We start from the raw sequence: 23,631 nt of genomic DNA, 5'->3' as shown, positions 1-23,631 counted from the left end.
CGGACGGTCAGTGCTCACGTTCCTCGGCCCTCTCGGCTGGCTAGGCTCTCCACCGTAGCAACAACACTCGCCCACTCGTCTAGATACCTAAAGGAGTACTCGTGACCTCACTTCCGTCCCTGCTCGGCGATCTGGACCCCACGAGCGATCGTGCGGTGTTCCGGCAGATCGCCGACCAGCTGCGCGAGGCCATCGACCGTGGGCGATTCAAGGAGGGCGAAAAGCTCCCCTCGGAGGCCGAACTCGTCGAGCACTACGGCGTCTCCCGGATGACCGTCCGCAACTCCTTCTCCATCCTCCAGGGCGAGGGCCTGGTCGCCGCCGAGCACGGCAAGGGCGTCTTCGTCCGGCCGCGTCCCCCCGTCCGCCGGCTGGCCTCCGACCGCTTCGCCCGGCGTCACCGCGAGCAGGGGAAGTCGGCGTTCATCGTCGAGGCGGACGCCGCGGGCAGTCACCCGCAGGTGGACAGCCTTGAGGTCAAGGAAGAGAAGGCCAGTCAGGACATCTCCACCCGGCTCGGGTCTGTGCGGCGCGTGCTCGCCCGGCGTCGCCGGTACCTGCTCGACGGCCGACCGGTCGAGTTCGCCACCTCTTACCTCCCGCTCGACATCGCGCGCGGTACGCAGATCGCCGAACCCAACCCGGGCCCCGGCGGCATCTACGCCCGCCTTGAGGAGCTGGGCCACCACCTCGACCACTTCGAGGAGGAGATCCGCGCCCGGATGCCCTCGCCTGCCGAGGTCAAGACGCTCCGACTCGCCTCTGGCGTACCGGTGATCCACCTCATCCGCACCGCCTTCGACACGGAGAAGCGGGCCGTGGAGGTCTGCGACACCGTCATGGCGGCGGACGCGTACGTCCTCAACTACCAGCTCCCGGCGACCTGATCGGCGGTGCGCGAGGCCACTTTTCGGACTCGTACACCCCAACAGCCCTACTCGTATAGACGAGTGAGCAAGTTGTGTGGCAGTGTGGTTGGCGTTCCCGAAGTCGTCGGGTTCGAAGACTGCATCTTGTATAGACGAGTAGATAGGAAGAAACCTTGCGCACCATCCGTGTGGAGACCTCGGCCGCGACGATCCTGCTGACCGAGGCGCCCGAGCCCAAGGTCCGTGACCGCCAGACCGGCGAGATCGCGAAGGACGCCGTCAGTGGCGAGGCCCTGATGACGATCGGCGTCGTCTACATCGAGGAAGGGGAGTCGTCCCTGATCAAGGTCACCGTTCCGGAGAGCGGGGTCTCCGAAGGGCTCGCGCTCGGGGCACCGGTCTCGCTGCCGGGACTGGTGGCCCGTCCGTGGGAGAGCGTGTTCAACGGGCAGCAGCGGCACGGCATCGCCTACCGTTCCGCCGCCGTCACCCCGGCCATGTTCCCGGCCGCCATGGGGGCCTCGGCCTGATGACCGGCCTGACAACGCTTCTGGAGGTGGGTGGTCCTGTCGCCGCGCTCGGTGGCGGGGCTGCCTACGCCCGAGCCAAGCACCCGGGCGTCTACTGGTCCACGATCGGCCTGCCGTTATCCACAGCCCGGCTGCTCGGCTCGTACGGTTCGGTCATGGAGGCGTGCGGTCTAACCGTGGCTCCGTCCCGGCTGCGGGTCCTGGCGGTCAAGGCCACCACCCGCCATGAGGTCCGGCCGGTACCGCCTCGGCGGGGCATCATCCGTCCCACATCGACCGGGTTACGTCTGCGTCTTCGGCTCGCTCCAGGGCAGGAGCCGGCGGACGTGGCCGCATCGGCCGAACGACTGCGTCACGCCTGGGGAGTTCATGCCGTGTACGTCAGCACGGTCAAGCCCGGCGTAGTCGAACTGCGGCTCGTCGGCTTCGACGTACTGCGGCGCGTGCGGATGCCCCGCAAGGTCGCATCCGGACTCCTCAAAGTGCCCGTGGCCCTGCGCGAGGACGCCACCCCGTTCGTACGCGACTACCGCGCCATCCCTCACCAACTCACGCTCGGCGCAACGCTCTCCGGCAAGTCCATGTACCTGCGCCACCTCGTCGCCGGGCTCGCTCCTCAGCCCGTTGCCCTGGTCGGCATCGACTGCAAGCGTGGCGTGGAGCTCTCGCCCTTCGCCGCACGGCTCTCCGCTCTGGCCACCGACCCCGAGCAGGCCGCCGAACTGCTGCCGGTGCTCATCGAGGAAATGGAGGAGCGGTACGAACTGATCAAGGCTCGACAGGGTCTCGCCCCGAGTACGCCCGACGAGGAGATCACCTCGGACGTCTGGGGGCTGCCCGAGGACGAACGACCCGTCCCCATCGTGCTGTTCGTCGACGAGGTGGCCGAACTCTTCCTCGTCGCCACACGCAAGGATGAGGAACGGCGCGACGAGATGGTCACTCAGCTCATCCGGCTTGCCCAGCTCGGCCGCGCCGCCGGGATCTACCTGGAGGTCTGCGGCCAGCGCTTCGGCGCCGAACTCGGCAAGGGAGCGACCATGCTCCGGGCCCAGTTGACCGGCCGCGTCTGCCACCGCGTCAACGACGAAGCCTCCGCCAAAATGGCCCTCGGCGACATCGCCCCCGAAGCGGTCTCCGCCGCCTGCGCCATTGCTCCCGAGAGCCCTGGCCTGGCCGTCGCGGGCGACTCCTCTGGCGGCTGGTCCCGCATCCGCACGCCGTACCTCTCCCTCGGCGACGCTGCCGAGATCTGCCGCGAGTCGGCGCACTTGGTGCCCGACCTGCCCGCGCTCAAGCCCTTCCGGCCCGACGTGCCCGTACCGCCCGTCGAGTCTCCGGCCCCGGCTGTCCAGCCGCGTCCTGTGACCGACTGAGCTTCCCCGTTCCCTCTCGGCCGGCGTGACCGTCTCGCGCCACGTCCCTACCCCTGCCATGCCTGATTCCGGAAGGAGCCGCAGCATGCGCGCCCACCTGGCCCGTATCGACGCGGTGCTCGTCCAAGCGGTCATCGCCGCCGCGCTGTCCTTCGCCCACCTGCACGACGTCGCCTCGGCGGCCGGTCAGGACGGGTGGAAGGCGTGGGCGTATCCCGTCTCGGTCGACCTGCTGCTCGTCGCGGCCTGGCGACGGCTGCGGACTGGCGACGCGAAAGCTGCCGGGTGGTGCTGGTTCGTCATCGCGCTTGTCGCATCCCTCGGCGCGAACGTCGCCACTGCCGGGCTCCTCGATCTTGACCAGGTCCCGGCCTGGCTCCGCATCCTCGTCGCGGGCTGGCCCGCGGTCGCCTTCCTCGGCGGCACGCTCCTCGCCCACTCGACTCCAGAGCCACACGAGGAGACCGAGGACGCCGAGGACCAGGAGGACGCGCCCGAAGTCGTACCGGAGCTCCGCGCGCAACCGGCACCCGAACCGACCCCCACTCCGCCCGCCGTATCCGTCCCGGCCGCTCTGGTCGAGCACGCACGCAAGGTCGCCGCCGAACACCAGGCCCGTACCGGAGTGGCCATCGACGCTCCGACCCTCCGCGCCCGACTCGGCGTCCCGGCCCCCATGGCCGACGCCATCGCCGCTCAGCTCTGACAGGAGATCCGCGTGACCGCAAACCGCCGCTTCCGCTCCGTCACTCGCATCGGCCCCGTTCAGGTCGGCACGTCCTACGACGGCCGTGGCCGCGAGAAGCACACCGCCGCCTGCACCGCCCCGCGCTGCGGCTTCTCCGCCGACTACGACAGCCGCGCCGCCGCCGAACTCACCGCCCGTACCCACCGCTGCCCCGTCCGCTGAAAGGACCTGACCCCCGTGACCGTCAGCCTGCCGCTCGTCTTCGTCCTCGGGCTCATCGCCTGGGGAGCGATCAAGTTCCTCGGTGTCCGCACCTGGATCGTGGTCGTGATCGCCCTGTTCGGATTCCTGCTCTCGCGCACCTTCATGGCCCCGGCCATCGACTCCGGCACGCGCTCCGGCGTGGACGTCCTAAACGGCTCACACAACTAGACGAGTAGGCAAGGAGAGGTTCGCCGTGTTCCTGCCCAAGTACCCCGACAACCCGACCCCGCCGCCCGCGTACAGCCACGCCCCGGCCGATCCGGCACCCGTACGACGCGCGGTTCCGCAGATCTCCATCAGCACCGGAGCAGTCGCGGCCGTCCTCGCCGGCGGAGTCGTCCTCACCGCGCTCCTGGCCGCCGTCGCCGTCACCGCTATCTCCGTGGCCATCGCCGCCGTGGTCCTGCGCTCGATGCTCCGCGACCGGCACCGCCACTGAAAGCCGCTGAACGACAGATCCCCGGGACGGCCTCGATACCGCCAAGCATCCGCCGCCCCGGGGGCCCTACCCCTCCTAGCCGAAGCCAGAAGGAGAACGCCATCATCGCCCGCTCCACACCGCCCCCGCTCACGCAACTCGCCGAACTGGCCTCGCTCGGCACCATGCCCGAACTGCTGCGGCAGCTCTCCAGTCTCGGCGGCTGCACCCATCCGATCCGCCTCGACGGCCACCGCACCGAGTACGACGTGGACACTCGTACCGGCGAGATCGGCACCGTCCTCCGCCGCCTCGACTCCGCCGGCCTCCCGGCCGGTCACCTCCTGGTCCGCTGCAACAACCGCCGCTCCACCCGCTGCGAAGCCTGCGCCGAGGTCTACCGCCGCGACACCTTCCACCTGATCACCAGCGGCCTTCGCGGCGGCAAGGGCATCCCGGAACGCGTCGCGGTGCACCCGCGTGTCTTCGCCACGTTCACCGCCCCGAGCTTCGGCCCCGTCCACAACCGCCCCACAGGCCCGGCCGGTTCGGTCCGCCGCTGCCGCTGCGGCGTCCACCACGACCAGGACGACGCCACACTCGGCACCCCGCTCGACCCGGACACCTACGACTACGAAGCCGCCGTCCTCTGGAACGCCCACGCCGGTCCGCTCTGGCGGCGCTTTTCCACCTACCTGCGTCGCGAGGTCGCCAAGCGCGCCGGACTCTCACAGCGCGCGTTCCGCCAGTACGCCCGCGTCTCCTTCGCCAAGGTCGCCGAGTACCAGAAGCGCGGAGCCGTCCACTTCCACGCCGTCATCCGCATCGACGGCCCCGAGGGCGGCGACACCACGCCTCCGGCCTGGGCAACCGCCGACCTGCTCACCGACGCCATCGGCGCCGCCGCTGCCCACGTTCGCGTGGACGGCCCGGTCATCGACGGACGCACCCACACCTTCACCTTCGGCCGTCAGCTCGACGTCCGCACGATCCGCTCCGCCGACTTCGACGGCGGCCAGGAACTGACCGAGCGGGCCGTCGCCTCGTACATCGCGAAGTACGCCACCAAGGGTGCCGAGACTGCGACGGGAGCTCTCGATCGCCCGCTTAAGTTCCTCGCCGAACTGGCCCAGCTCGACATCAGCGAGCACGCCCGCCGGCTGATCCGAACGGCCTGGACTCTCGGGGCCCGCAAGGAGTTAGCAGATCTCCGGCTCCGGGCCTGGGCGCACATGCTCGGCTTCCGCGGTCACTTCTCCACCAAGTCCCGCCGCTACTCCACCACCCTCGGCGCCCTCCGCACCGCCCGCGCTGAATGGCGCCGAGCACAAGCCGCCGCAGCCACCGCGGGCGACACCGATACGACGACCCTCGTCGTATCGCACTGGGTCTTCGCCGGAACTGGCCTGTCCGGCGCCGAAGCCTGGCTCGCCGCATCCCTCGAACCCGCCCCCGGAACAGAAGGAGAGCCTACTCATGGCTGAGCGGCGCCTTGCCGTGGCGCAGGTTCCCGACGAGCCGCGCCCCCTTCCACGGCGGTACCTCACGCCTTCGGACGTCGCCGAACTTCTGGGCGTGCCGATCGAGACGGTCTACCAGTGGCGCCGGAAGCGCACCGGCCCCCGCGGCTTCCGGGTCGGCCGGCATCTGCGCTACGACCCCGATGACGTCCGGGCGTGGGTCGAGTCCCTGATGGAAGGGGCTGCCGCCTGATGGCCGGACACATCCAAGACCGCTGGTACAAGAGCGAGACGGGTCCGGACGGCAGGGTCCGCAAGGTCAAGAGCGAGCGTTACGGCTCTGGGCTTCGCTACAAGGCGCGTTACGTCGGCCCGGACGGTACGGAGAAGGCCAAGAGCTTTCCTGACCGGCAGAAGCGGCTCGCGGATCAGTGGCTCGCCCACATCGAGGCGGACATGGCGCGCGGGCAGTACATCGACCCGCGCGCGGCCCGGATCACCTTCCAGCAGTACGCCGAACGCTGGGTGGGGACCCAGGGCGCTGACCCGAACACCCATGCCTCGATGGAGTCGCAGCTTCGGCTCCACGCGTTCCCGTACCTGGGTACGCGCCCCCTCGGGTCCTTCCAGCCCGCCCATATCCGCGACTGGGTGCGGCAGCTTCAGGAGAACGGCGTCCGGGGCTCGTACGCCCGGACGATCTACTCCAACGTGCGCGCTGCGCTGAGCGCGGCCGTGGATGACGGGCATCTCCCCCGCAATCCGTGTGCGGCTCGCTCGGTCAGGCCGCCGACTGTGGACGCCAGACGCGTGGTGCCGTGGACGCCGGAACGGGTCTTCGCTGTTCGGGCCACCATGCCTGAGCGGTTCCGGGCGATGGTCGACCTGGGCGGTGGCTGCGGACTGCGCCAGGGCGAGATTCTCGGCGTCGCTGTCGACGCGGTCGACTTCGAGGCGGGCACGCTGCACGTGGTCCAGCAGCTCAAGCTGAGCCGCAGCAAGGCCGTGTTCGCCCCGCCGAAGGGCGGCAAGCTTCGGGACGTCCCACTCCCCGCGCCGGTCGCTGACGCCCTCCGGGCTCACATGAAGGCGTTCCCGCCGGTCGAGATCACGTTGCCGTGGAAGGTCTCGGACGGTCCCCCAGTGACGAAGCGGCTGATCTTCACCGGGCCGCGCGGGGGTCATGTCTGGCGCACGTCGCTCAACGAGGAGGCGTGGAAGCGGGCGCTGGCCGGCGCCGGGGTGATCCCGGTCCCCGAGCATGGACAGCCGTACGCCGAGTCCCGCGAGAACGGCATGCACGCGCTACGGCACTTCTACGCGTCGGTGCTCCTGGACGCAGGGGAGAACATCAAGGCCCTGGCCGAGTACCTGGGCCACTCGGACCCCGGTCTGACACTTCGCGTCTACGCGCACCTGATGCCGTCCAGCCAGGAGCGAACCCGCAAAGCCGTGGCTGCCGTCTTCGGCTCGGCCAAAACTATGCGACATAACGGCTGAGGGCTCGTACGCTCCGAACCGGAGAGGGGTGGGGAGAGCCTTGGCGGACGAGTACTTCTTGCTGGTGTGCGACGACGTGTCTCATGACGTGGTGCTCACCGACCCCGGTCCTCGCGTGATGGACGTCGTCCAGGTCGTGCGTCGACTGAAAGGGCTGAGCCTCTGGCACAGCAAGGTTCTGGTGACGCAGGTTCCCGCCGTGATCTTCACCGACGTGTCCGAGGAAACCGCGGCGGCGGCCGTCTCGGCCCTCCGCGATGCGGGAGCCCGGGCAGAGACGAGAGAACAGCCGGAGCCGGACTTCCCGAAGCGCTGAGTACGGCCCGGCCGACCGGCTGACGGCCCAGAGACGGCCCCAGCACAGCAACAAGCCCCCTACCAACGGAGAACCCGCAGGTAGGGGGCTTACTGGTGTCGGGTTACTTCTTCTTGCCCTGGTTCTTGACCGCCTCGATCGCCGCCGCTGCCGCGTCCGGGTCGAGGTAGGTGCCGCCCGGGTTCAGGGGCTTGAAGTCGGCGTCCAGCTCGTAGGAGAGGGGGATGCCGGTGGGGATGTTCAGGCCCGCGATGTCGGCGTCGGAGATGCCGTCGAGGTGCTTGACCAGGGCGCGCAGCGAGTTGCCGTGGGCCGCGACCAGGACCGTACGGCCGGTCAGCAGGTCCGGGACGATGCCGTCGAACCAGTACGGGAGCATGCGGACGACGACGTCCTTGAGGCACTCCGTCTGGGGGCGCAGCTCGGGCGGCAGGGCCGCGTAGCGCGCGTCGTCGAACTGGGAGTACTCGGCGTCGCGGTCGAGCGCCGGCGGCGGGGTGTCGTACGAGCGGCGCCACAGCATGAACTGCTCCTCGCCGAACTCGGCGAGCGTCTGGGCCTTGTCCTTGCCCTGGAGGGCGCCGTAGTGACGCTCGTTCAGGCGCCAGCTCCGGTGGACCGGGATCCAGTGACGGTCCGCGGCCTCCAGCGCGAGCTGCGCGGTGCGGATCGCGCGCTTCTGGAGCGAGGTGTGGACCACGTCGGGCAGCAGGCCGGCGTCCTTGAGCAGCTCACCGCCGCGGACTGCCTCCTTCTCGCCCTTCTCGTTGAGGTTGACGTCCACCCAACCGGTGAACAGATTCTTCGCGTTCCATTCGCTCTCGCCGTGGCGGAGGAGGATCAGCTTGTACGGTGCGTCGGCCATGGCTCCGAGCGTAATCGAACCCCGCGACCGCTCGCGCCCTCGGCCATCAGTCGGACACCGGAGCCCCCGGACGGCCGTCCCTCGCCCACTCCGGAGACCGTCAGTTGACGGCATCTGTTAATTGAGTGGCTCTCGGAGGCCGGCGGCTCGTAAGTTGTGCTCACCGCCCGAGCCGCTTACATCCGTGGGGGATCCATGCCTGCCGCCGTCATGAGACGTGCCGTCCGAGAGACCGTCTCAGGGCTCCCCCGCGAGTTCTGGTGGCTGTGGACGAGCACACTCGTCAACCGGCTCGGGGCCTTCGTCGCCACCTTCATGGCCCTGTATCTGACCCTCGACCGCGGCTACTCCGCCTCGTACGCGGGCCTGGTCGCCTCCCTGCACGGCCTCGGCGGTGTCATCTCCTCGCTGGTCGCGGGTGTCATGACCGACCGGTTCGGACGGCGCCCCACGCTGCTCGTCGCGCAGGTGTCGACGGCCGCCTCGGTCGCCCTGCTCGGCTTCATGCACGACCCCGTGGCCATCGCCGCCGTCGCCTTCCTCGTCGGGATGGCCAGCAACGCCTCCCGGCCCGCCGTGCAGGCGATGATGGCCGACATCGTCCGGCCCGAGGACCGCGTCCGCGCCTTCTCGCTCAACTACTGGGCCATCAACCTCGGCTTCGCCGTCTCCTCCATGGGCGCCGGCTTCATCGCCGAGTACAGCTACCTCGCGGGCTTCGTCATCGAGGCGGCCATGACCCTCGTCTGCGCGATCGTCGTCTTCGCGAAGCTCCCGGAGTCCAAGCCGGTGCAGGCCGCCAAGGAGGCGGAGGCCCCGGTCGGACTCGGGACCGTGCTGCGCGACGGCCGGTTCATGAGCGTGGTCGGGCTGTCGTTCCTCGTCGCCCTGGTCTTCCAGCAGGGCTCCGTCGGACTGCCGGTCGCCATGGGCCGGGCCGGATTCACCCCGGCCGACTACGGCACGGCGATCGCCGTCAACGGCTTCATGATCGTCGCGCTCCAGATCCCCGTCGGCCGGTTCATCGAGCACCGGGACCCCAAGTCGCTGCTCGTCGTCTCGTCGCTGCTCGCCGGATACGGGTTCGGGCTCACCGCCTTCGCCGGGTCGGTCGGGGTCTTCACCCTCACCGTCTGCGTGTGGACGCTCGCCGAGATCGTCAACGCCCCGACGCAGACCGGTCTCGTCGTCCGCCTCTCCCCCGTCCACGGGCGTGGCCGCTACCAGGGCATGTACACCCTGTCCTGGGCGCTGGCCTCGCTCATCGCCCCGGTCATGTCCGGTGTCGTCATCGACCGCTTCGGCGCGGCCTGGCTGTGGGGCCTGTGCGCGGTGGTCGGCACGGCGGCCGGCCTCGGATACGGGCTGCTCATGCGGCGACTCCCGGCGGAGGAGTCCGTCCGGGAGGCCGGTTCGGTCCCCGACTCCGCCCAGGACCCGGTACGGGAGGCGGTGCTGGAATCGGTACGGGAGTCACTGCCCGGCTCCGTGCGGGAGCCGGCCCAGGGCGCCGGAACCGGAGCCGCGGCCGGGGTCACCTCCGCCTGAGCCCCGGCCCGAACCCTCGTCCGAGCCGGTCCGAACCCCGGTCCCAGAACTGGTCCGAGAGACGGTCCGAACCCCGGCCGGAGCCCCGTTCCGAGAGCCGGCCCGCGTCGAAGCACCCCGGCCCAGAAGTCCTCCGCGCGGATGCGCCCGCACCTCACGGGTGCATCCGCGCCCCCTTCACCACCTTGTCCACCGCGTTCCGCGGCCCGTACACCGCGAGTCCCACCAGGTCGAGCCCGCCGGTCGGCACCGCTCGTACGGCCGCGCGGTTGTCCCGGTCGTTGCCCGTGGCGAAGAGGTCCGAGGTGAAGACCGCCCGCGGCAGCGCCCGGGACAGCGCCCGGCCGTGCGCGGCGGTCAGCGTCTCCTTCGAGGCTTCGAGCACCAGCACCGGCTGCCGGAACATCGGCAGATAGGAGACCGCGTCGGCGTCCTCGTACGGCTCCCCGATCACCTCGGGGACGACCGTCCCCAGGCCGCTGACGAGGAAGGCGGTCACGTTGAGCCGCTGCCAGGGCTCGAGGTCGTCCCGCAGGACGACGGTGATCTTGGTGTCGAAGCGCACGGGCGCCACGTCCGGAAAGCTCGCGCCGCCGGCGCCGGACGGGGTCACGTCGGTCCCACCGGATGCGTTCGTCCCGGTTCCGCCGGACGGGTTCATGTCGGCCCCGGCGGACGGGTTCATGTCGGCCCCGCCGGACGGGTTCGTGTCGGTCTCGCTGCTCATGCGAGAAGACTGCCGAGCCTCGTACCCCCTCGTCTTGTACGTTCTTTGCATGGCCCCCCAGCGTGAGACGTCCGCCTGGCGTCCCGGCGTCCCGGGCATCGTCGAGGTCTTTCACGCGCACTACACCGAGTACGCGTACCCGATGCACGTGCACGAGGCCTGGACCCTGCTGATCGTCGACGACGGAGCCGTCCGCTACGACCTCGACCGGCACGAGCACGGCACCCCGCGCGACACGGTGACCCTGCTGCCGCCGCACATCCCGCACAACGGCGCGCCCGCCACCGCGCACGGATTCCGCAAGCGGGTCCTCTACCTCGACGGCTCACGCCTCGCCGACGACCTCATCGGCCCCGCGGTGGACGGCCCCGATCTCGCTGATCCCGTGCTGCGGGCCCGGGTCGCCCAGGTGCACACGGCTCTCGCACGCCCCGGCGACGAGCTGGAGGCCGACAGCAGGCTGACGCTGATCTCGGACCGGCTGCGCGGGCTGCTCCTCCCCCGGTCGGCGCCGGGACTCCCGCCCGCTGACCGTCCGCTCGCCCGCCGGCTGCGCGAACTCCTCGACGAGCGGGTGGTGGAGGGCATCGCCCTGGACGAGGCCGCGCGGCTCGTGAACGCCCACCCGGCGCACCTGGTCCGGGCGTTCAGCGGCGCGTTCGGCATCGCCCCGCACCAGTACCTGATGTCCCGCCGCGTGGACCGCGCCCGCCGCCTGCTCCTCGACGGACGCCCCCCGGGCGAGGTGGCCGCGCTGACCGGCTTCTACGACCAGTCCCATCTCACCCGTCATTTCCGGCGGTTGGTGGGGGTGACTCCGGGGCGGTACGCGCGGTCGTGACGGGACGGTCCGCGCGCGCGACGGCGACGGTATGCGCGATCGTGCGCCGGGGGCCGCCGCGCCGACCCCGGAGCCCCACGCCCTAGAGGTCCCGCTGCGCCTCGTACAGATTGCGCGGCCGTACGACGTCGGTCGTCCCGTACAGCTCCAGCCGGGCATGCAGGTCGCCGGCGAAGTCGGGTACGTCGATCTGGTCGAACTCGGTGACCTCGTTGACGCCGACGGTGGCGCTGCAGGGGGCGAGGCCGTCGATCTTCATGAGACCGGCCCGGCCGTTGGTGACCCGGATGTTCCAGTGGGTGAAGCGCGCCCCGAAGAGCGGTCCCGCCGAGGCGTCGCCGCCGTGCCGGCCGTCGTTGTCGACGGTGATGTCGGTGCGGACGTTCGCGAAGGGCAGTCCGCGGTGGGAGTCGAACGTGCCCATGCGCATGTCGCCGCGCGACCAGACGTTGTACGAGGACAGGCCCTCGACGTTGATGCCGTGCAGTTGGGTTCCGGCGGGCGCGGGAACGGTGCGCTCCTCGACGGTGAAATGCTCGATCAGGTTGTCGTGCGAGCCCTCGCGGCAGAAGTACGGGTGGTGCGAGCCGCGTCCGGCGACGGTCGTACGGCGCAGGGTGCAGGCGGAGGCGGCGACGAGCCCGAATCCGTTGTCGACGTGGCGGACCGTGACGTCGTCCACCCAGCAGTCGTAGGCGCACTGAAGGACGACTCCGTTGTAGCCCTTGTCGAGGAGGTGCGGGGACTGCGGAGTCTCCACGGCCTCCAGGGTGAGCCCCTCCACCCCCGAGCCGGTCAGCTCCTCGACGTGCGTGGTCAGCCGGGGGTCCCACTCCGGGCGTACGTCGAGCGGGAGGGGGCGTTCGAGCGTCACCCTGCGGCCGCGCACATGGGCGACGCGGACGGGCCACTCGTAGGGGACGTACGAGGTCAGCTTGGTCTTGTCGTCCCAGAAGTACGCCTCCGGTCCCGGTCCGCCGCCCGACATGTGCTCCAGGAGCGTGTGACCGGCGTCGTCGGCGAGGCGCAGCAGGACGAGCGACCCGGGGCGCAGCGCGGAGGCGTCCGCGACGGTCACCGTCCACGACCCCTGCCGCGCGGGCTCGACGGTCGTGAGGGTGCGCCAGGCGTCGCGCGTGTTGCCGGTCCAGCCCTCGAAGGGCCATGCCTTCGCCTTGACGGCGGCGACGAGGGAGTCCCAACGGGCGGTGGGCGCCAGCCAGATGAGGCCGCCGGCCCAGGACCAGGACGACTTGTCGCCGCCGTACCGGGATCCGTAGGCGCCGATCAGTTCGGTGAGGTTCCTGGTCGCGTACAGCGTCGTACGGCCGCTGCCGGCGCCCCGGAGGACCACGTTCGAGTGGCCGATGCGGATCAGGTCGTCGATGCGGAACGTCCCGGGAGGGATGGTGACCGTGCCACCGCCGGCCCTTCCGGCGGCGGCGATGGCACGGTTGATCGCGGGGGCGCAGTCCGTCGTGCCGTCGGCGGCGACGGCGCCGTGGTCGCGGATGTCGGTCACGACGGGCCGGCGGGGCAGCCGGGCGGCCCCTCGGTACGCGCCCGACCTGCCGACGTACGGGATCTGCGGATGGGTGAACGGGGTGCGGACGAACTCCCGCCAGAGCGCCGGCACTTCCCCGGACCGGGCGGAGGTGCCCGGCGCGCCGCGGTACGGGGCGGTGCCCGTGCCCCGGGCGGGCGGCAGGGCCGGCCCGGCCGTCCCCGGTGCCGTCGTGCCGGTGACGGCGGTGGCCGCCACGGCCGTGGCGCCGCCGAGCAGGGTCCGCCTGGTCATCCCCGTGTTCCCGTGCCTGCTGTTCATGCCCGACCGCCCTTCCATGCGCTTCCCGTTTCCGCGTGCATTTCATGGATGTGAACGATGTTCAGATCTGCGTCGGCGGTGAGCATGCCACGGGGACCCCGGGCGGGGAAAGGGTCCTGCACAGGCTTGTTGGCGGAAGGTGAACCCGGGCGGAGCCACCGGACGGCGAGCGTCAGGGAGCAGGCTTCTGAGTCAGATGCGTGAACGCTTCGAGGTTGCGCGTCGACTCGCCGCGCGACACCCGCCAGGCGTACTCCTTGCGGATCGCGGAGGCGAAACCGAGTTCCAGGAGGGTGTTGAAGGAGCCGTCGGCGGCTTCGAGGACGGACCCGAGGAGACGGTCGACCTCCTCCGGGGTCACGGCGGTCAGCGGCAGCTTGCCGACCAGGTACACGTCTCCGAGGGGATCGACCGCGTAGGCGACCCCGTAGAGCTTGAGATTGCGCTCCAGGAGCCAGCGGTGGACCGCTTCGTGGTTCTCGTCGGGGTGGCGGATGACGAACGCGTTCAGCGACAGCGAGTGCTTGCCGACGATCAGCGAGACCGTCGTCGACAGCTTGCGGGTGCCGGGCAGTTTCACGACGTACGAGCCCGCGCCGGGACTCTCCCACTCCAGCTCGGCCTCGGTGAGGACCTGCTCGATGATCGACGCTGCGTCAGCCATGCGGCGAGCGTACGTGACCAGGTCACGGGGAGACGCGTCGGGCACGGAGGCGTGACGAGACGAGGGGTCCGCGCTTCGGGATCGGTGGACGCCACGGGACGGTGAGTCCGCACGTCGGGACCGGCAGGCGGGTCAGGCGTGGTGGGCGCGCAGGCGGCGCCGGTGGTCCTGGGTCGCCGCCGTGTACACGTCCGCCGTCGCCGCCGCCGCGGTGTCCCAGCCGAAGCGCTCCGCGTGACGTGCGGCGGCGGCACCCATCTTGGCCACGAGGGTCTCGTCGTCGGCGAATTCGCGCAGCACGCGCGCGTAGTCGGCGGGATGGTGACCCTGCACGAGGAAACCGGTCTCCTGGTGGCGCACGGCCACCGGCAGGCCTCCGACCTCGGCCGCGAGCACCGGCGTACCGGCCGCCTGCGCCTCGATGGCGACCAGCCCGAAGGACTCGCTGTACGAGGGCATGACCAGCACGCTCGCGGCCCGGAACCAGTCCGCGAGCTGGTCCTGCCCGACGGGCGGGCGGAACCGTACGACGTCGGCGATGCCCAGGCGCGCGGCCAGCTTCTGGAGCCCTTCGGGCTTGGCGAGCCCGCTGCCGCTCGGGCCGCCCACCACGGGGACGACGATCCGGCGGCGCAGCTCGGGCCGCTCGTCGAGCAGCACGGCGACCGCGCGCAGCAGCACGTCGGGGGCCTTGAGGGGCTGTATGCGGCCCGCGAAGAGGGGGATCAGGGCGTCCTGCGGGAGGCCGAGCCGCGCGCGGGCGGCGGCACGGCCGTCGGCGGGACGGAAGCGGTCGAGGTTGACCCCGGGGTGGACGACGGCGACGTGGCCGGCGTCCGCGCCGTAGTGGCGTACGAGTTCGTCGGCCTCCTCGGCGGTGTTCGCGATGAGGCGGTCGGCGGCGCGCACGATCTGGGTCTCGCCGATGACACGCGCGGCGGGCTCGGGGGTGTCGCCCTCCGCCAGCGCCGCGTTCTTGACCTTGGCCATGGTGTGCATCGCGTGGACCAGGGGCGCGCCCCAGCGTTCGGCGGCCAGCCAGCCGACGTGGCCGGAGAGCCAGTAGTGCGAGTGCACGAGGTCGTAGTAGCCGGGGCGGTGACCGGCCCAGGCCTGCATGACGCCGTGGGTGAAGGCGCAGAGCTGCGCGGGGAGGTCTTCCTTGGCGAGGCCTTCGTAGGGGCCCGCGTCGACGTGCCGGACGAGGACGCCGGGAGCCAGCTCGACGGCCGGCGGGAGCGCTCCGGTGGTCGCCCGCGTGAAGATCTCGACCTCGATGTTGATCGCGGCCAGCCGCTGGGCGAGCTCGACGATGTACACGTTCATGCCGCCCGCGTCGCCCGTGCCGGGCTGGTGCAGGGGCGAGGTGTGCACGGAGAGCATCGCCACGCGCCGGGGCCTGCGGTGCAGCCTGAGCCGCGAGGAAGTCGCCGGGGAGCGACGCCCGAGCCTGCTCACGTACTGGCTCACGTGGCGATCCTCCTTGCTGCGGGCATGCCGGTCGGAGGACGTGTTCACGCCCTCCAGGAGGTGGAACGCCGGACGGGTCCGCTCCATTTCCCCTTTGCCGAATCATTACCCCTGGTCGCTCAACCGTTCGATCGCGGGGTGCGTCTGCTTCCCCGGTCCGTCCGTCCCTGGTCTCCTCACTCGCCGCCGCACTGGCCGCCGCCGGGCCGTCGCACCGGCCGTCCAAGGCCCACCTCGGGCCGGGTCCGGCAGGGTCTTCCACAGCGGGATGGGGGGTGGCCGCCGGTTGTCCACAGGGTCACCCGGGCCGCTGCCGGGCGCCTAGTCTCGTACGCATGACAGCCCGCCCAGCGCCCCTCCCCCACTCTCGGCTCCGCTCGAGCGGGAGCACCCCCGTCGTGGGCACGGTGACGCGCGGGACGACGAACCCCAACCGCCTGCGCCGCATGGACCGCTGGATCGCGGCCACGCACGGCGCCGAACTGCGCCGGGCAGCGGAGCCGGTGGCCGTGGACCTCGGCTACGGCGCCGCGCCGTGGACCGCGGTCGAACTGCTGGCCCGGCTGCGCACCGCCGCCCCCCGCACCCACGTCTTCGGCGTCGAGATCGAACCGGCGCGGGTCGCCGCCGCCCACCCGTACGAACGCGAGGGCCTCGCCTTCCGGCACGGCGGCTTCGAGGTGCCGGTGCCGGGCCGGCCGCATCTGATCCGGGCGGCCAACGTGCTGCGCCAGTACGACGAGGAGCAGGTCGCCGAGGTCTGGCGGCGGCTCTGCGCACGGCTCGCGCCCGCCGGCCCCGGCTCCCGGGGCGGGCTGCTCGTCGAGGGCACCTGCGACGAGATCGGCCGCCGGCACGTCTGGGTCGCCCTCGGCCCGGACGGCCCGCGCACGGTCACCTTCGCCACCCGGCTCGGCTCCCTGGACCGCCCGTCCGACCTGGCCGAGCGGCTGCCCAAGGCCCTCATCCACCGCAATGTGCCGGGCGAGCCCGTGCACGCGTTCCTGCGCGACTTCGACCGCGCGTGGGCGGCCGCCGCGCCGTACGCCGCGTACGGCGCGAGACAGCGCTGGATACGCGCGGTCCGCGATCTGACGGCCGACTGGCCGGTCGTGGACGGGCCCGCCCGCTGGCGCCAGGGAGAAGTGACGGTGCGCTGGGAGGCGTTGGCGCCCCGCGCCTGACGGAGCGTGGGGGTCCGGCGACCGGGAGGCGACCAGTGGGTGGCCTGAGGGGAACGATCTCGGTGAGTCGCACGTCACACAGGCGGGAGGGTGAGATCGTCATGCCGACGCGGGCTCCGGGGAAGGGAGTTCCTGCCTGCCTCGCGCGCGAGGGACGGGAGTTCTTGCCCGGCTCTGTCGCATTGCGCGCCGACATGGCACGATCCCTCAGGCGTCCGTAAGTTACTGACGGTAAATCAGGTGGGGGGCGGAGATGGGATCCGGCAAGTGGAGTCTGACCACGGCGGCCGTGGCCCTGGCCTGCGCGTGCGCCTGCGTGGTGCTGGCGCCGTCAGGGACGGCCTACGCGAGCCCGGCACCGAAACCGGCGCCGACCAGGACCTCCGCGGCCACCCCGACACCCGTGAGCAACAAGGACCTTGAAGCGGTCCGCAAGAAGCTCGACAAGCTCTACCACGAAGCGGCGGTCGCCACGGACGCGTACAACGCCGCCGAGGAGAAGACCCAGAAGCAGTCCGCCGAGATCGTCGGGCTGGCCCGGCAGATCGTCAAGCAGCAGGCGAAACTGGACGCGTTGAAGGATCGCGCGGGTGCCGCGGCCCGCGCCCAGTACCGCGGCGGCGGGCTGCCGCCCGAGGCCCGACTGTGGCTGAGCGACGACCCGCAGGAGTTCCTGGACGGTGCCGGCCGGGTGCGGCAGGGCGAGCACGCCACCAAGGGACTGCTGGACGAGATGGCGCGCACCCAGCAGGACTTGCGGCAGTACGCGAAGGACGCCTCCGCGCAGTGGCGGAAGCTGGAGGCCGACCGCGAGGACAGGGCCGAGGCGCAGAAGAAGATCAAGCAGCGGATCTCCGACGCCGAGAAGCTGGAGTCCCGGCTGGAGAAGAAGGAGAAGGAGCGGCTCGCGAAGCTGGAGGAGGAGGCCGCCCACCAGGCGCAGTCGGCCTGGCTGAGCTCCGGCGTCCTCGCCGACATCAAGAGCGACGCGTCCGAACAGGGCAAGAAGGCCGTGAAGTACGCGACCGACCAGATCGGCAAGCCGTACGAGTGGGGCGCCGAGGGTCCGAAGACGTTCGACTGCTCGGGGCTCACCTCGCAGGCCTGGGCGGCCGCCGGGCATCCCATCCCCCGCACCTCGCAGGAGCAGTGGCGCCAGCTCAAGCACATCGACATCAAGGACATGCGCCCCGGCGACCTGATCATCTACTTCGACGACGCCAGCCATGTCGGGATGTACATAGGGGACGGCGCGATCGTGCACGCCCCGCGCCCCGGGCGCACGGTGACGATCACCGGCGCGGGTTCGATGCGGATCCTGGGCGTCGTACGGCCGGACGGGGACGCTCCGTCGTCGGGCGCCGACGCCACGAAAGAGGTACGGGGTCACTCGTGACGGCGTCATGGCAGGACGGTGTGACGGCTTGGCGGCGTGACGACCTGGCGGTGGTCCGTCCCGGGTTCGTGGGGGCACGGCTTCGCGTGACCCACCGCACGTGACCCACCGCACGGTTGCCCCGGCCACCCGAACCCGGGGACGTGACCTTCGTCATCCCCGGCGGGACCGCGTCCTGTCCAAATGCGTTACGGGATGCGGCATATGACGGTGGCCCTTTGCCCGGCGGGCCGCCGTCGGCCATTCCGCTGCGGCACCGGCGGGCGCTATGGTCCCCGTCGGTGGGTCGAGGTCCTTCGCCCACCACGCCCTCGGGGGGAGGGAAGGAACCCAGACGATGCCCGTACCCGTACCGCGGCAGAGAGCGATCCCGGCCGTGGAAAGTGGTCAGGCTCAAGCCGTGTTCTCACCCGGCGGCCCGTCCGGCGACATCACCGGCGGCCCCGCCGGCACGACACCGGAAGCCCGCACCACGACCCCGAACCCCGGCACCGGCCATCTGACCCTCCTGGTCATCGAGGACGACCCGGCGGGTTCGCTCGGCGTGCCCGAGATGCTCGACGCGACCGGCAAGCCGGTCCGGGTCCGCACCGCCCGCAACCTCACCGAGGCCGAGCGGCTCCTCACCGACGACGTCCACTGCATCCTGCTCGACCTCGCGCTGCCCGCGCCGGGCCGGGCGGCGGAGAGCGCCGACGAGCTGGCGACGCTCAAGCACGTCCTGCAGCTCGCGCCCGGCCACGCCGTCCTCGCGCTCACCGCGTCCGGTGACGCCGAGCGCGGCACGGAGGCGGTGCGTGTCGGCGCCCAGGACTATCTCTTCCGTGACGAGCTGGACAGCCGGCTGCTGAGCCGCGCGATCCGGTACGCGGTGGAGCGGAAACGTTCCGACAAGGCCGAACGCCGGCTCACCGAGTCCAAGCTCCGCGCTCAGGAGAACGCTCGCCTGGAGCGCGGACTGCTGCCGACGCCGCTGCTGGAGGGCTCCCCTCTGCGGTTCGCCGCGCGCTACCGCCCGGGACGCTCCCGCGCGCTGCTCGGCGGCGACTTCTACGACACCGTGCGCACGTCCGACGGCACGGTGCACGCGATGATCGGCGACGTCTGCGGGCACGGGCCCGACGAGGCGGCACTCGGCGTGGAGCTGCGTATCGCCTGGCGCGCGCTGACGTTCGCGGGGCTGTGCGGTGACGAGCTGCTGTCCACGTTGCAGCAGGTCCTGGAGCACGAGCGCGAGAACGACGAGATCTTCGCGACGCTGTGCACCGTGGACATCGCGCCGGACGGGCGCCGGGCCGGGCTCTGCCTGGCCGGTCACCCGTCCCCGCTGATCGCCCGTCCGGGGCGGCCCGCCGAACTGCTGCCGTACGACAACAACGGACCCGCGCTCGGTCTGCTGCCGAACGCCCGCTGGCCGCGGATGCAGGTGGAGCTGGGTGCCGCGTGGAGCCTGATGCTCTACACCGACGGCCTGATCGAGGGTCACACCGGCGTGGGCAAGGAGCGTCTGGGCCTGGACGGCATGGTGGACATGGTCCGGCGGCAGCTTGCCACGGGGCTCCAGGGGGAGGACCTGCTGCGGGCGACGGTGAACGAGGCGCGCGAACTCAACGGTGGGGAGTTGGCGGACGACGTGGCGGTACTGCTGCTGGACCGGGCGCCCTAGCCTGCCGCTGCGCCGGCTGTCGCGGTGTCGGTCCGGTGGGGGCGGGGTCCGGGACGGAGCGGCGTAGGGGCCTGAGGTTCCGGAGAATGGCTTCCGGAGGCGGGAGGGTTACCTGCCGCCGTTGTACGGGCCGTACGGGGCGGGAGGGTTACCTGCCGCCGTTGTACGGGCCGTACGGGCCGTCGCTGCTGCTGCCGCCTCGGCGGCCTCCGCCGGAGACCTGGCGCAGCGCGGGGCGGACGTCGACGAAGAAGACGATCGTGGCGACCAGACCCGCGAGCTGGAGGAAGAGCATCGGCACCAGCAGGTTCACCGCCACGGTGATGCCGAGGATGATCAGCCAGAACACCTTGTTCTGCTTGTCCGCGGCGCGGTAGGCGTCCTCGCGGGCGATCGCGGCCAGCACCAGCGCCACCACGGCGAGCACGAGCATGGCTGTGAAGATCAGCCACATCAGACCGCCGAATGCCGTCATCAGCACAATGTCCACCGCCCGGTTCGAGTCGTCTCTACGGCCACCGTACCCGGAGAACGGGCCGGGAACTCGGAGAGTGCCCGGCCCGTCCGCGCACGGCGGAATCGTGGTGCTCCCCGCGGCTACTTCGCGGGCGGAGTGGTCTTCTTGGCGACCGGCTTGCGCACGGAGGCCTTCTTCGCCGGGGTCTTCTTGGAGGCGGAGTCCTCGGCGGCGACCGCCGGCTTCACCTCTTCCTTGACCTCGACCGGCTCGGCCTTCGGCTCGACGACGATGGCGAAGTCCTCGATCTCCTCGGCGGCCTCGCCGCGCCAGGTCCGCACGGTCTGCTCGCCGTGCTCGGCGACCTTCTCGTACGTCTCGCGCGCCTTGACGGCGTACTCGGCGGCGACGCCGACACCGCGCAGGGCGAGGTCCTGGGCGGACTCGCCGAGCTTCTTCAGGTCGGTGTCGAGGGTGCTGAGGATCTCCGTCACCTTGGCCTGCAGGTTCTCCTGCGCCACCTTGGCGCGGGCGGTGGCCTTCTCCTGCACGGCGTTGGGGTCGATGTTCTTCACGGTGTCGATCCGGCCCGGGGCCTCGGCGCGGATCTGCTCCACGATGCCGGGGACCTTCTTCGCCTGCTGAACGGCCAGGTCGGCGGTGCCGGCGAGGAAGTAGAGCGGGGTCGGGTCCGTGGCGGCCTTGCGGATGTCGTCGGTGATGGCCATGACGATGGTCCTCCCGTAATCGCTTTCAGCTGAGGGTTTTGGTGATCCGCATGCGGTCAGCTCGCGCTCTGCTGCGGACCGGCATCGCTGCCGTCGGCCGTGCGGGGGCCGCGGACTGCGCTGTCCTGTGAAGGCTGGGCGTCCGGTATGTCCTGAGCCTCGGGTGCGTCGGTGCCGGGCACCTCGTCGCCGTGACCGGTCTCGTCCGCCGGCGCGATCTCGAATCCGTTCTCCTTGCGGAAGGACTCGTAGATCTGGAGCAGCACCTGCTTCTGCCGCTCGTTCAGCGTGGGATCGGCGAGGATGACGGCACGTGTCTCCACCTCGTCCCGGTCCCGCTCGGCGTCGAGGATGCCGGCGCGCACGTACAGCGTCTCGGCGGAGATCCGCAGGGCCTTGGCGACCTGCTGGAGCACCTCCGCGCTCGGCTTGCGCAGCCCGCGCTCGATCTGGCTCAGATACGGATTGGACACCCCGGCGGCGTCGGCGAGCTGCCGCAGCGACAACTGCGCGGTGCGCCGTTGTTCCCGCAGGTACTCACCGAGATTGCCGACGTTGAGCGATGCCATGACTCCACCTTGCCCCATCCTCGCTAACTATTGCAAGCACCCGCTTGCAAAAGTGCGCCTCGCCACAGAGGTGCGGCCGGTCGGTCGATCGCGACGGCGGCATCGCAGCCGGGGTCACCAGGGCAGCGGGCGGGTGTGGATCACGTCCAGGCGGGACACCGCGCGGGTCAGCACCACGTAGAGCCGGTGCAGGCCCCGGGCCTCGGCCTCCGCCATCGCCGCCGGTTCCACGGCCACCACGTGGTCGTACTCCAGCCCCTTGGCCAGACTCGCGGGCAGCACGGCGATCCGGGCGCCGAGTTCGTCGACTCCGGCGACGTCCATCCCGGCGGCGCACAGCGCTTCCCGCACCTGCGCGACATCCGCGTCCGCGGCGATGACCCCGATGGACCCCTCGTGCGCGAGTGCCTCCCGTACGGCCGCGACCGTCTCGGCCGAGAGGTCGGCGGCCGGCCGGATCCTCAACTCGCCGTCCCTGCGCAGGGACCGGGCCTCAGGGACGTCCACGTCCAGGCGGCCGAGCACCTGGTTGGCGAGTTCGACGACCGCCCCGGGCACCCGGAACCCGACCGTCAGCGGGACGACGGCGGCATCCGGCTTGCCCAGGTGGGCCAGGAGCTCGCCCCACTCCCGGGCCGCCCAGGGGGTCGTGCCCTGCGCGAGGTCCCCGAGCACGGTCAGCGACCCGAAGGAGGCCCGCCGCGCGATGGCCCGGCACTCCATCGGCGACAGGTCCTGCGCCTCGTCGATCACCAAGTGGCCGTATCCCTCGGGGTGTTCGATCAGCCCGGCGATCTCGTCGAGGAGGACGAGATCGGCGGCCGACCAGCGCGCCGACTTCCACGACCGAGGCGGCTTCGCCCACAGGAGCGCCTTCCGCTCCTCGGCGTCGAGGACCCCCTCGGCCACCCGCTCCAGCGCCTCGGCGTCGGTGAGCAGCCGGGCGAGCAGTTCCTCGGGGCGCACCTTCGGCCACACGGCGTCGACGTACGCGCCGACCGGCCGGGCCCGCGAGATCCGCTGCGCCCAGGCGTTCGTCTGCGGACCGGACCGCAGTTCGGCCTTCTGCCGCACATGACGCACGACCCGCGTCCGCACCCGCTCCCGCCCCACGTCGTACGGCGGTTCCTCGGCTCGTACGTCGTCCACGATGCGGCGCAGTACGGCGACGGGGACCCGCCAGCGGTAGGTGCCGTCCGGCACCGCGAGGTCGTCGTCCGGCACGCCGATGTTCCCGTACAGCGCCCGGTGCAGCACCCGCGCCATCCGGGCGTCGTGCTTGACGGCCGCGGCACGTTCGCCGTCCTCCCCGGTCACCGGACGGCGGGCGATCTCCTCGCCGATGGTCGACTGGCGCACGCCGGTCTCGCCGAGCGCGGGCAGGACCTCGGCGATGTACGACAGGAAGGTGCGGTTGGGGCCGAGGATCAGCAGTCCGCCGCGCCGGACGCGCTGGGGATGCGTGTAGAGGAGATAGGCGGCCCGGTGCAGGCCGACGGCCGTCTTGCCGGTGCCCGGGGCGCCCTGCACACAGACCGAGGCCGCCGGATCGGCCCGTACGAGATCGTCCTGTTCGGGCTGGATGGTGGCGGCGATGTCCCGCATGGGGCCGACACGGGGGCGCTCGATCTCCTCGGTGAGGATCGAGCCTCCCCGGGCGGCCCCGTCCTCCGCGCTCCCGGCGCCGGCCGGCTCCTGACGGGCCGGGCCTGATGACTGCCGCTCCATCCCGATGGGCTCGTCCTCGAGACCCGTGAGGTCGGCGGAGTCGCCGCGGCTGCCGGGGGCCCAGCCGAACCGGCGGCGGACGGCGACGCCCTGGGGGTCGCGGGCGCCGGCCTGGTAGAAGGCGCGCGAGACGGGGGCCCGCCAGTCGACGACGAGGGGCGGGGCGGCGGGGTGCTCCCTGATCCGCAGCCGCCCGATGTGGTAGCTCTGCCCGGCGTGATCGCCGGCGGCCGCCACGGAGTCCTGGAAGTCCAGCCGGCCGAAGAACAGGGGGCCTTGGGGCAGCTCCCGCATCTCCTTGGCCCGGCTGCGCAGCCCGTACCCGAGCACTTCGGCGTCGGCCCCGGAGGCGGAGACGTCCTCGCCCGCGACGACCTGTTCCTCGGCGCCTTCGACCATCGCTGCGAGGGCGGCGCGACAGGTGTCGTGGAAGGCGCGTTCGCGGGCGAGGGAGCGGGTCAGCGAACGGGCGAGCGGCAGGTCCGGGGCAGGCCGTCGGGCGGGGTCGGGGTGCGTCATTCCATCCAGGGTACCGGAATAAC

Annotated in this window: 25 protein-coding genes; 16 read left to right on the top strand and 9 right to left on the bottom strand. The window is 71.4% G+C overall.

Annotated elements, in window-relative coordinates; translation table 11 throughout:
• Positions 1–101 precede the first annotated feature (101 nt).
• The 11 genes from ACFRIC_RS30495 to ACFRIC_RS30445 all read left to right on the top strand — a co-directional run bounded on the left by ACFRIC_RS30495 (position 102) and on the right by ACFRIC_RS30445 (position 7,421).
• Positions 102–887 (top strand): GntR family transcriptional regulator, encoded by a 786-nt coding sequence (locus ACFRIC_RS30495; RefSeq protein WP_151472681.1) that lies wholly within the window; start codon positions 102–104, stop codon positions 885–887.
• Between the two features lie 155 nt (positions 888–1,042).
• Entirely contained in the window at positions 1,043–1,399 is a 357-nt protein-coding gene (locus ACFRIC_RS30490) for a hypothetical protein (protein WP_326787718.1), read from the top strand.
• Positions 1,399–2,775: an FtsK/SpoIIIE domain-containing protein gene (locus ACFRIC_RS30485; RefSeq protein ID WP_382792336.1), complete on the top strand. Its 1,377-nt coding sequence runs from the start codon at positions 1,399–1,401 to the stop codon at positions 2,773–2,775. Before ACFRIC_RS30490 ends, ACFRIC_RS30485 begins: the two co-directional genes overlap by 1 nt.
• 85 nt (positions 2,776–2,860) lie before the next feature.
• The gene (locus ACFRIC_RS30480) at positions 2,861–3,481 is read left to right on the top strand and encodes a DUF2637 domain-containing protein (protein WP_382792333.1); all 621 of its coding nucleotides are present in this window, start codon (positions 2,861–2,863) and stop codon (positions 3,479–3,481) included.
• 12 nt (positions 3,482–3,493) lie between these two features.
• Positions 3,494–3,685 carry a mobile element transfer protein gene (locus ACFRIC_RS30475; RefSeq protein ID WP_382792331.1) on the top strand — a complete coding sequence of 64 codons (192 nt, stop codon included), beginning with the start codon at positions 3,494–3,496 and terminating at the stop codon, positions 3,683–3,685.
• 15 nt (positions 3,686–3,700) lie between these two features.
• Positions 3,701–3,895: a hypothetical protein gene (locus ACFRIC_RS30470; RefSeq protein ID WP_382792328.1), complete on the top strand. Its 195-nt coding sequence runs from the start codon at positions 3,701–3,703 to the stop codon at positions 3,893–3,895.
• A 25-nt stretch (positions 3,896–3,920) separates the two neighbouring features.
• Complete coding sequence (locus ACFRIC_RS30465; protein ID WP_382792325.1) at positions 3,921–4,166, top strand: SpdD protein; 246 nt, start codon at positions 3,921–3,923, stop codon at positions 4,164–4,166.
• A 164-nt stretch (positions 4,167–4,330) separates the two neighbouring features.
• Positions 4,331–5,629, top strand: coding sequence for a replication initiator (locus ACFRIC_RS30460; RefSeq protein ID WP_382792322.1), 1,299 nt, complete (start codon positions 4,331–4,333; stop codon positions 5,627–5,629).
• On the top strand, positions 5,622–5,858 hold the full coding sequence (locus tag ACFRIC_RS30455; protein ID WP_362620199.1) for a helix-turn-helix domain-containing protein: 237 nt from the start codon (positions 5,622–5,624) through the stop codon (positions 5,856–5,858). The genes ACFRIC_RS30460 and ACFRIC_RS30455 overlap by 8 nt, the downstream gene beginning before the upstream one ends.
• Complete coding sequence (locus ACFRIC_RS30450) at positions 5,858–7,105, top strand: tyrosine-type recombinase/integrase (protein WP_382792318.1); 1,248 nt, start codon at positions 5,858–5,860, stop codon at positions 7,103–7,105. Before ACFRIC_RS30455 ends, ACFRIC_RS30450 begins: the two co-directional genes overlap by 1 nt.
• 40 nt (positions 7,106–7,145) lie before the next feature.
• Entirely contained in the window at positions 7,146–7,421 is a 276-nt protein-coding gene (locus ACFRIC_RS30445) for a ribosomal protein L7/L12 (protein WP_382792315.1), read from the top strand.
• Positions 7,422–7,524: 103 nt separating this feature from the next.
• On the opposite strand, the gene ACFRIC_RS30440 is transcribed toward ACFRIC_RS30445, so the two are convergent.
• On the bottom strand, positions 7,525–8,286 hold the full coding sequence (locus ACFRIC_RS30440; RefSeq protein ID WP_339130172.1) for a phosphoglyceromutase: 762 nt from the start codon (positions 8,284–8,286) through the stop codon (positions 7,525–7,527).
• Positions 8,287–8,481: 195 nt separating this feature from the next.
• On the opposite strand from ACFRIC_RS30440, the gene ACFRIC_RS30435 reads away from it, so the two are divergent.
• Entirely contained in the window at positions 8,482–9,834 is a 1,353-nt protein-coding gene (locus ACFRIC_RS30435) for an MDR family MFS transporter (RefSeq protein WP_382792311.1), read from the top strand.
• 154 nt (positions 9,835–9,988) lie between these two features.
• On the opposite strand, the gene ACFRIC_RS30430 is transcribed toward ACFRIC_RS30435, so the two are convergent.
• Complete coding sequence (locus ACFRIC_RS30430; RefSeq protein ID WP_382792877.1) at positions 9,989–10,495, bottom strand: DUF2000 family protein; 507 nt, start codon at positions 10,493–10,495, stop codon at positions 9,989–9,991.
• A 115-nt stretch (positions 10,496–10,610) separates the two neighbouring features.
• Here ACFRIC_RS30430 and ACFRIC_RS30425 point away from each other — a divergent pair, with 115 nt between their 5' ends.
• The gene (locus ACFRIC_RS30425) at positions 10,611–11,402 is read left to right on the top strand and encodes an AraC family transcriptional regulator (protein ID WP_382792308.1); all 792 of its coding nucleotides are present in this window, start codon (positions 10,611–10,613) and stop codon (positions 11,400–11,402) included.
• An 82-nt stretch (positions 11,403–11,484) separates the two neighbouring features.
• Here ACFRIC_RS30425 and ACFRIC_RS30420 read toward each other — a convergent pair whose 3' ends face one another.
• The 3 genes from ACFRIC_RS30420 to mshA all read right to left on the bottom strand — a co-directional run bounded on the left by ACFRIC_RS30420 (position 11,485) and on the right by mshA (position 15,361).
• A complete protein-coding gene (locus ACFRIC_RS30420; protein ID WP_382792305.1) occupies positions 11,485–13,200 on the bottom strand; it encodes a glycosyl hydrolase family 28-related protein in 1,716 nt (571 codons plus the stop codon).
• A gap of 199 nt (positions 13,201–13,399) precedes the next feature.
• Positions 13,400–13,891, bottom strand: a complete 492-nt coding sequence (locus tag ACFRIC_RS30415) for a YbjN domain-containing protein (RefSeq protein WP_382792303.1) — start codon at positions 13,889–13,891, stop codon at positions 13,400–13,402.
• Positions 13,892–14,023: 132 nt separating this feature from the next.
• A complete protein-coding gene (gene mshA, locus ACFRIC_RS30410) occupies positions 14,024–15,361 on the bottom strand; it encodes a D-inositol-3-phosphate glycosyltransferase (RefSeq protein ID WP_382792300.1) in 1,338 nt (445 codons plus the stop codon).
• A gap of 398 nt (positions 15,362–15,759) precedes the next feature.
• Here mshA and ACFRIC_RS30405 point away from each other — a divergent pair, with 398 nt between their 5' ends.
• The 3 genes from ACFRIC_RS30405 to ACFRIC_RS30395 all read left to right on the top strand — a co-directional run bounded on the left by ACFRIC_RS30405 (position 15,760) and on the right by ACFRIC_RS30395 (position 19,607).
• Complete coding sequence (locus ACFRIC_RS30405; protein WP_382792297.1) at positions 15,760–16,545, top strand: class I SAM-dependent methyltransferase; 786 nt, start codon at positions 15,760–15,762, stop codon at positions 16,543–16,545.
• Between the two features lie 253 nt (positions 16,546–16,798).
• On the top strand, positions 16,799–17,941 hold the full coding sequence (locus tag ACFRIC_RS30400; protein WP_382792294.1) for an NlpC/P60 family protein: 1,143 nt from the start codon (positions 16,799–16,801) through the stop codon (positions 17,939–17,941).
• Positions 17,942–18,278: 337 nt separating this feature from the next.
• Positions 18,279–19,607, top strand: coding sequence for a PP2C family protein-serine/threonine phosphatase (locus ACFRIC_RS30395; protein WP_382792291.1), 1,329 nt, complete (start codon positions 18,279–18,281; stop codon positions 19,605–19,607).
• A 148-nt stretch (positions 19,608–19,755) separates the two neighbouring features.
• Here the strand turns inward: ACFRIC_RS30395 and ACFRIC_RS30390 are convergent, their stop codons facing one another.
• From ACFRIC_RS30390 to ACFRIC_RS30375, 4 genes are all read right to left on the bottom strand, one after another.
• The gene (locus ACFRIC_RS30390; protein WP_382792287.1) at positions 19,756–20,088 is read right to left on the bottom strand and encodes a DUF2516 family protein; all 333 of its coding nucleotides are present in this window, start codon (positions 20,086–20,088) and stop codon (positions 19,756–19,758) included.
• Positions 20,089–20,204: 116 nt separating this feature from the next.
• Positions 20,205–20,792, bottom strand: a complete 588-nt coding sequence (locus ACFRIC_RS30385; protein ID WP_382792285.1) for a hypothetical protein — start codon at positions 20,790–20,792, stop codon at positions 20,205–20,207.
• Positions 20,793–20,848: 56 nt separating this feature from the next.
• The gene (locus tag ACFRIC_RS30380; RefSeq protein ID WP_382792282.1) at positions 20,849–21,361 is read right to left on the bottom strand and encodes a helix-turn-helix domain-containing protein; all 513 of its coding nucleotides are present in this window, start codon (positions 21,359–21,361) and stop codon (positions 20,849–20,851) included.
• Positions 21,362–21,475: 114 nt separating this feature from the next.
• Positions 21,476–23,608 (bottom strand): HelD family protein, encoded by a 2,133-nt coding sequence (locus ACFRIC_RS30375; RefSeq protein ID WP_382792279.1) that lies wholly within the window; start codon positions 23,606–23,608, stop codon positions 21,476–21,478.
• Positions 23,609–23,631: the final 23 nt, after the last annotated feature.

Source organism: Streptomyces sp. NPDC056738, from assembly GCF_042790435.1.
GTDB lineage: Bacteria > Actinomycetota > Actinomycetes > Streptomycetales > Streptomycetaceae > Streptomyces.
Note: the sequence above shows the minus strand (reverse complement) of the source record. Positions and strands in the feature narration are given on the sequence as shown.

Bases quoted from the DNA above. Each gene is read 5' to 3' on its own strand.
- ACFRIC_RS30400 (WP_382792294.1), top strand. From the start codon at position 16,799: ATGGGATCCGGCAAGTGGAGTCTGACCACGGCGGCCGTGGCCCTGGCC.
- ACFRIC_RS30375 (WP_382792279.1), bottom strand. From the start codon at position 23,608: ATGACGCACCCCGACCCCGCCCGACGGCCTGCCCCGGACCTGCCGCTC.
- ACFRIC_RS30440 (WP_339130172.1), bottom strand. From the start codon at position 8,286: ATGGCCGACGCACCGTACAAGCTGATCCTCCTCCGCCACGGCGAGAGC.
- ACFRIC_RS30450 (WP_382792318.1), top strand. From the start codon at position 5,858: ATGGCCGGACACATCCAAGACCGCTGGTACAAGAGCGAGACGGGTCCG.
- ACFRIC_RS30430 (WP_382792877.1), bottom strand. From the start codon at position 10,495: ATGAACCCGTCCGGCGGAACCGGGACGAACGCATCCGGTGGGACCGAC.
- ACFRIC_RS30380 (WP_382792282.1), bottom strand. From the start codon at position 21,361: ATGGCATCGCTCAACGTCGGCAATCTCGGTGAGTACCTGCGGGAACAA.
- ACFRIC_RS30385 (WP_382792285.1), bottom strand. From the start codon at position 20,792: ATGGCCATCACCGACGACATCCGCAAGGCCGCCACGGACCCGACCCCG.
- ACFRIC_RS30395 (WP_382792291.1), top strand. From the start codon at position 18,279: ATGCCCGTACCCGTACCGCGGCAGAGAGCGATCCCGGCCGTGGAAAGT.
- ACFRIC_RS30435 (WP_382792311.1), top strand. From the start codon at position 8,482: ATGCCTGCCGCCGTCATGAGACGTGCCGTCCGAGAGACCGTCTCAGGG.
- ACFRIC_RS30420 (WP_382792305.1), bottom strand. From the start codon at position 13,200: ATGACCAGGCGGACCCTGCTCGGCGGCGCCACGGCCGTGGCGGCCACC.
- ACFRIC_RS30425 (WP_382792308.1), top strand. From the start codon at position 10,611: ATGGCCCCCCAGCGTGAGACGTCCGCCTGGCGTCCCGGCGTCCCGGGC.
- ACFRIC_RS30485 (WP_382792336.1), top strand. From the start codon at position 1,399: ATGACCGGCCTGACAACGCTTCTGGAGGTGGGTGGTCCTGTCGCCGCG.
- ACFRIC_RS30415 (WP_382792303.1), bottom strand. From the start codon at position 13,891: ATGGCTGACGCAGCGTCGATCATCGAGCAGGTCCTCACCGAGGCCGAG.
- ACFRIC_RS30460 (WP_382792322.1), top strand. From the start codon at position 4,331: ATGCCCGAACTGCTGCGGCAGCTCTCCAGTCTCGGCGGCTGCACCCAT.
- ACFRIC_RS30455 (WP_362620199.1), top strand. From the start codon at position 5,622: ATGGCTGAGCGGCGCCTTGCCGTGGCGCAGGTTCCCGACGAGCCGCGC.
- ACFRIC_RS30480 (WP_382792333.1), top strand. From the start codon at position 2,861: ATGCGCGCCCACCTGGCCCGTATCGACGCGGTGCTCGTCCAAGCGGTC.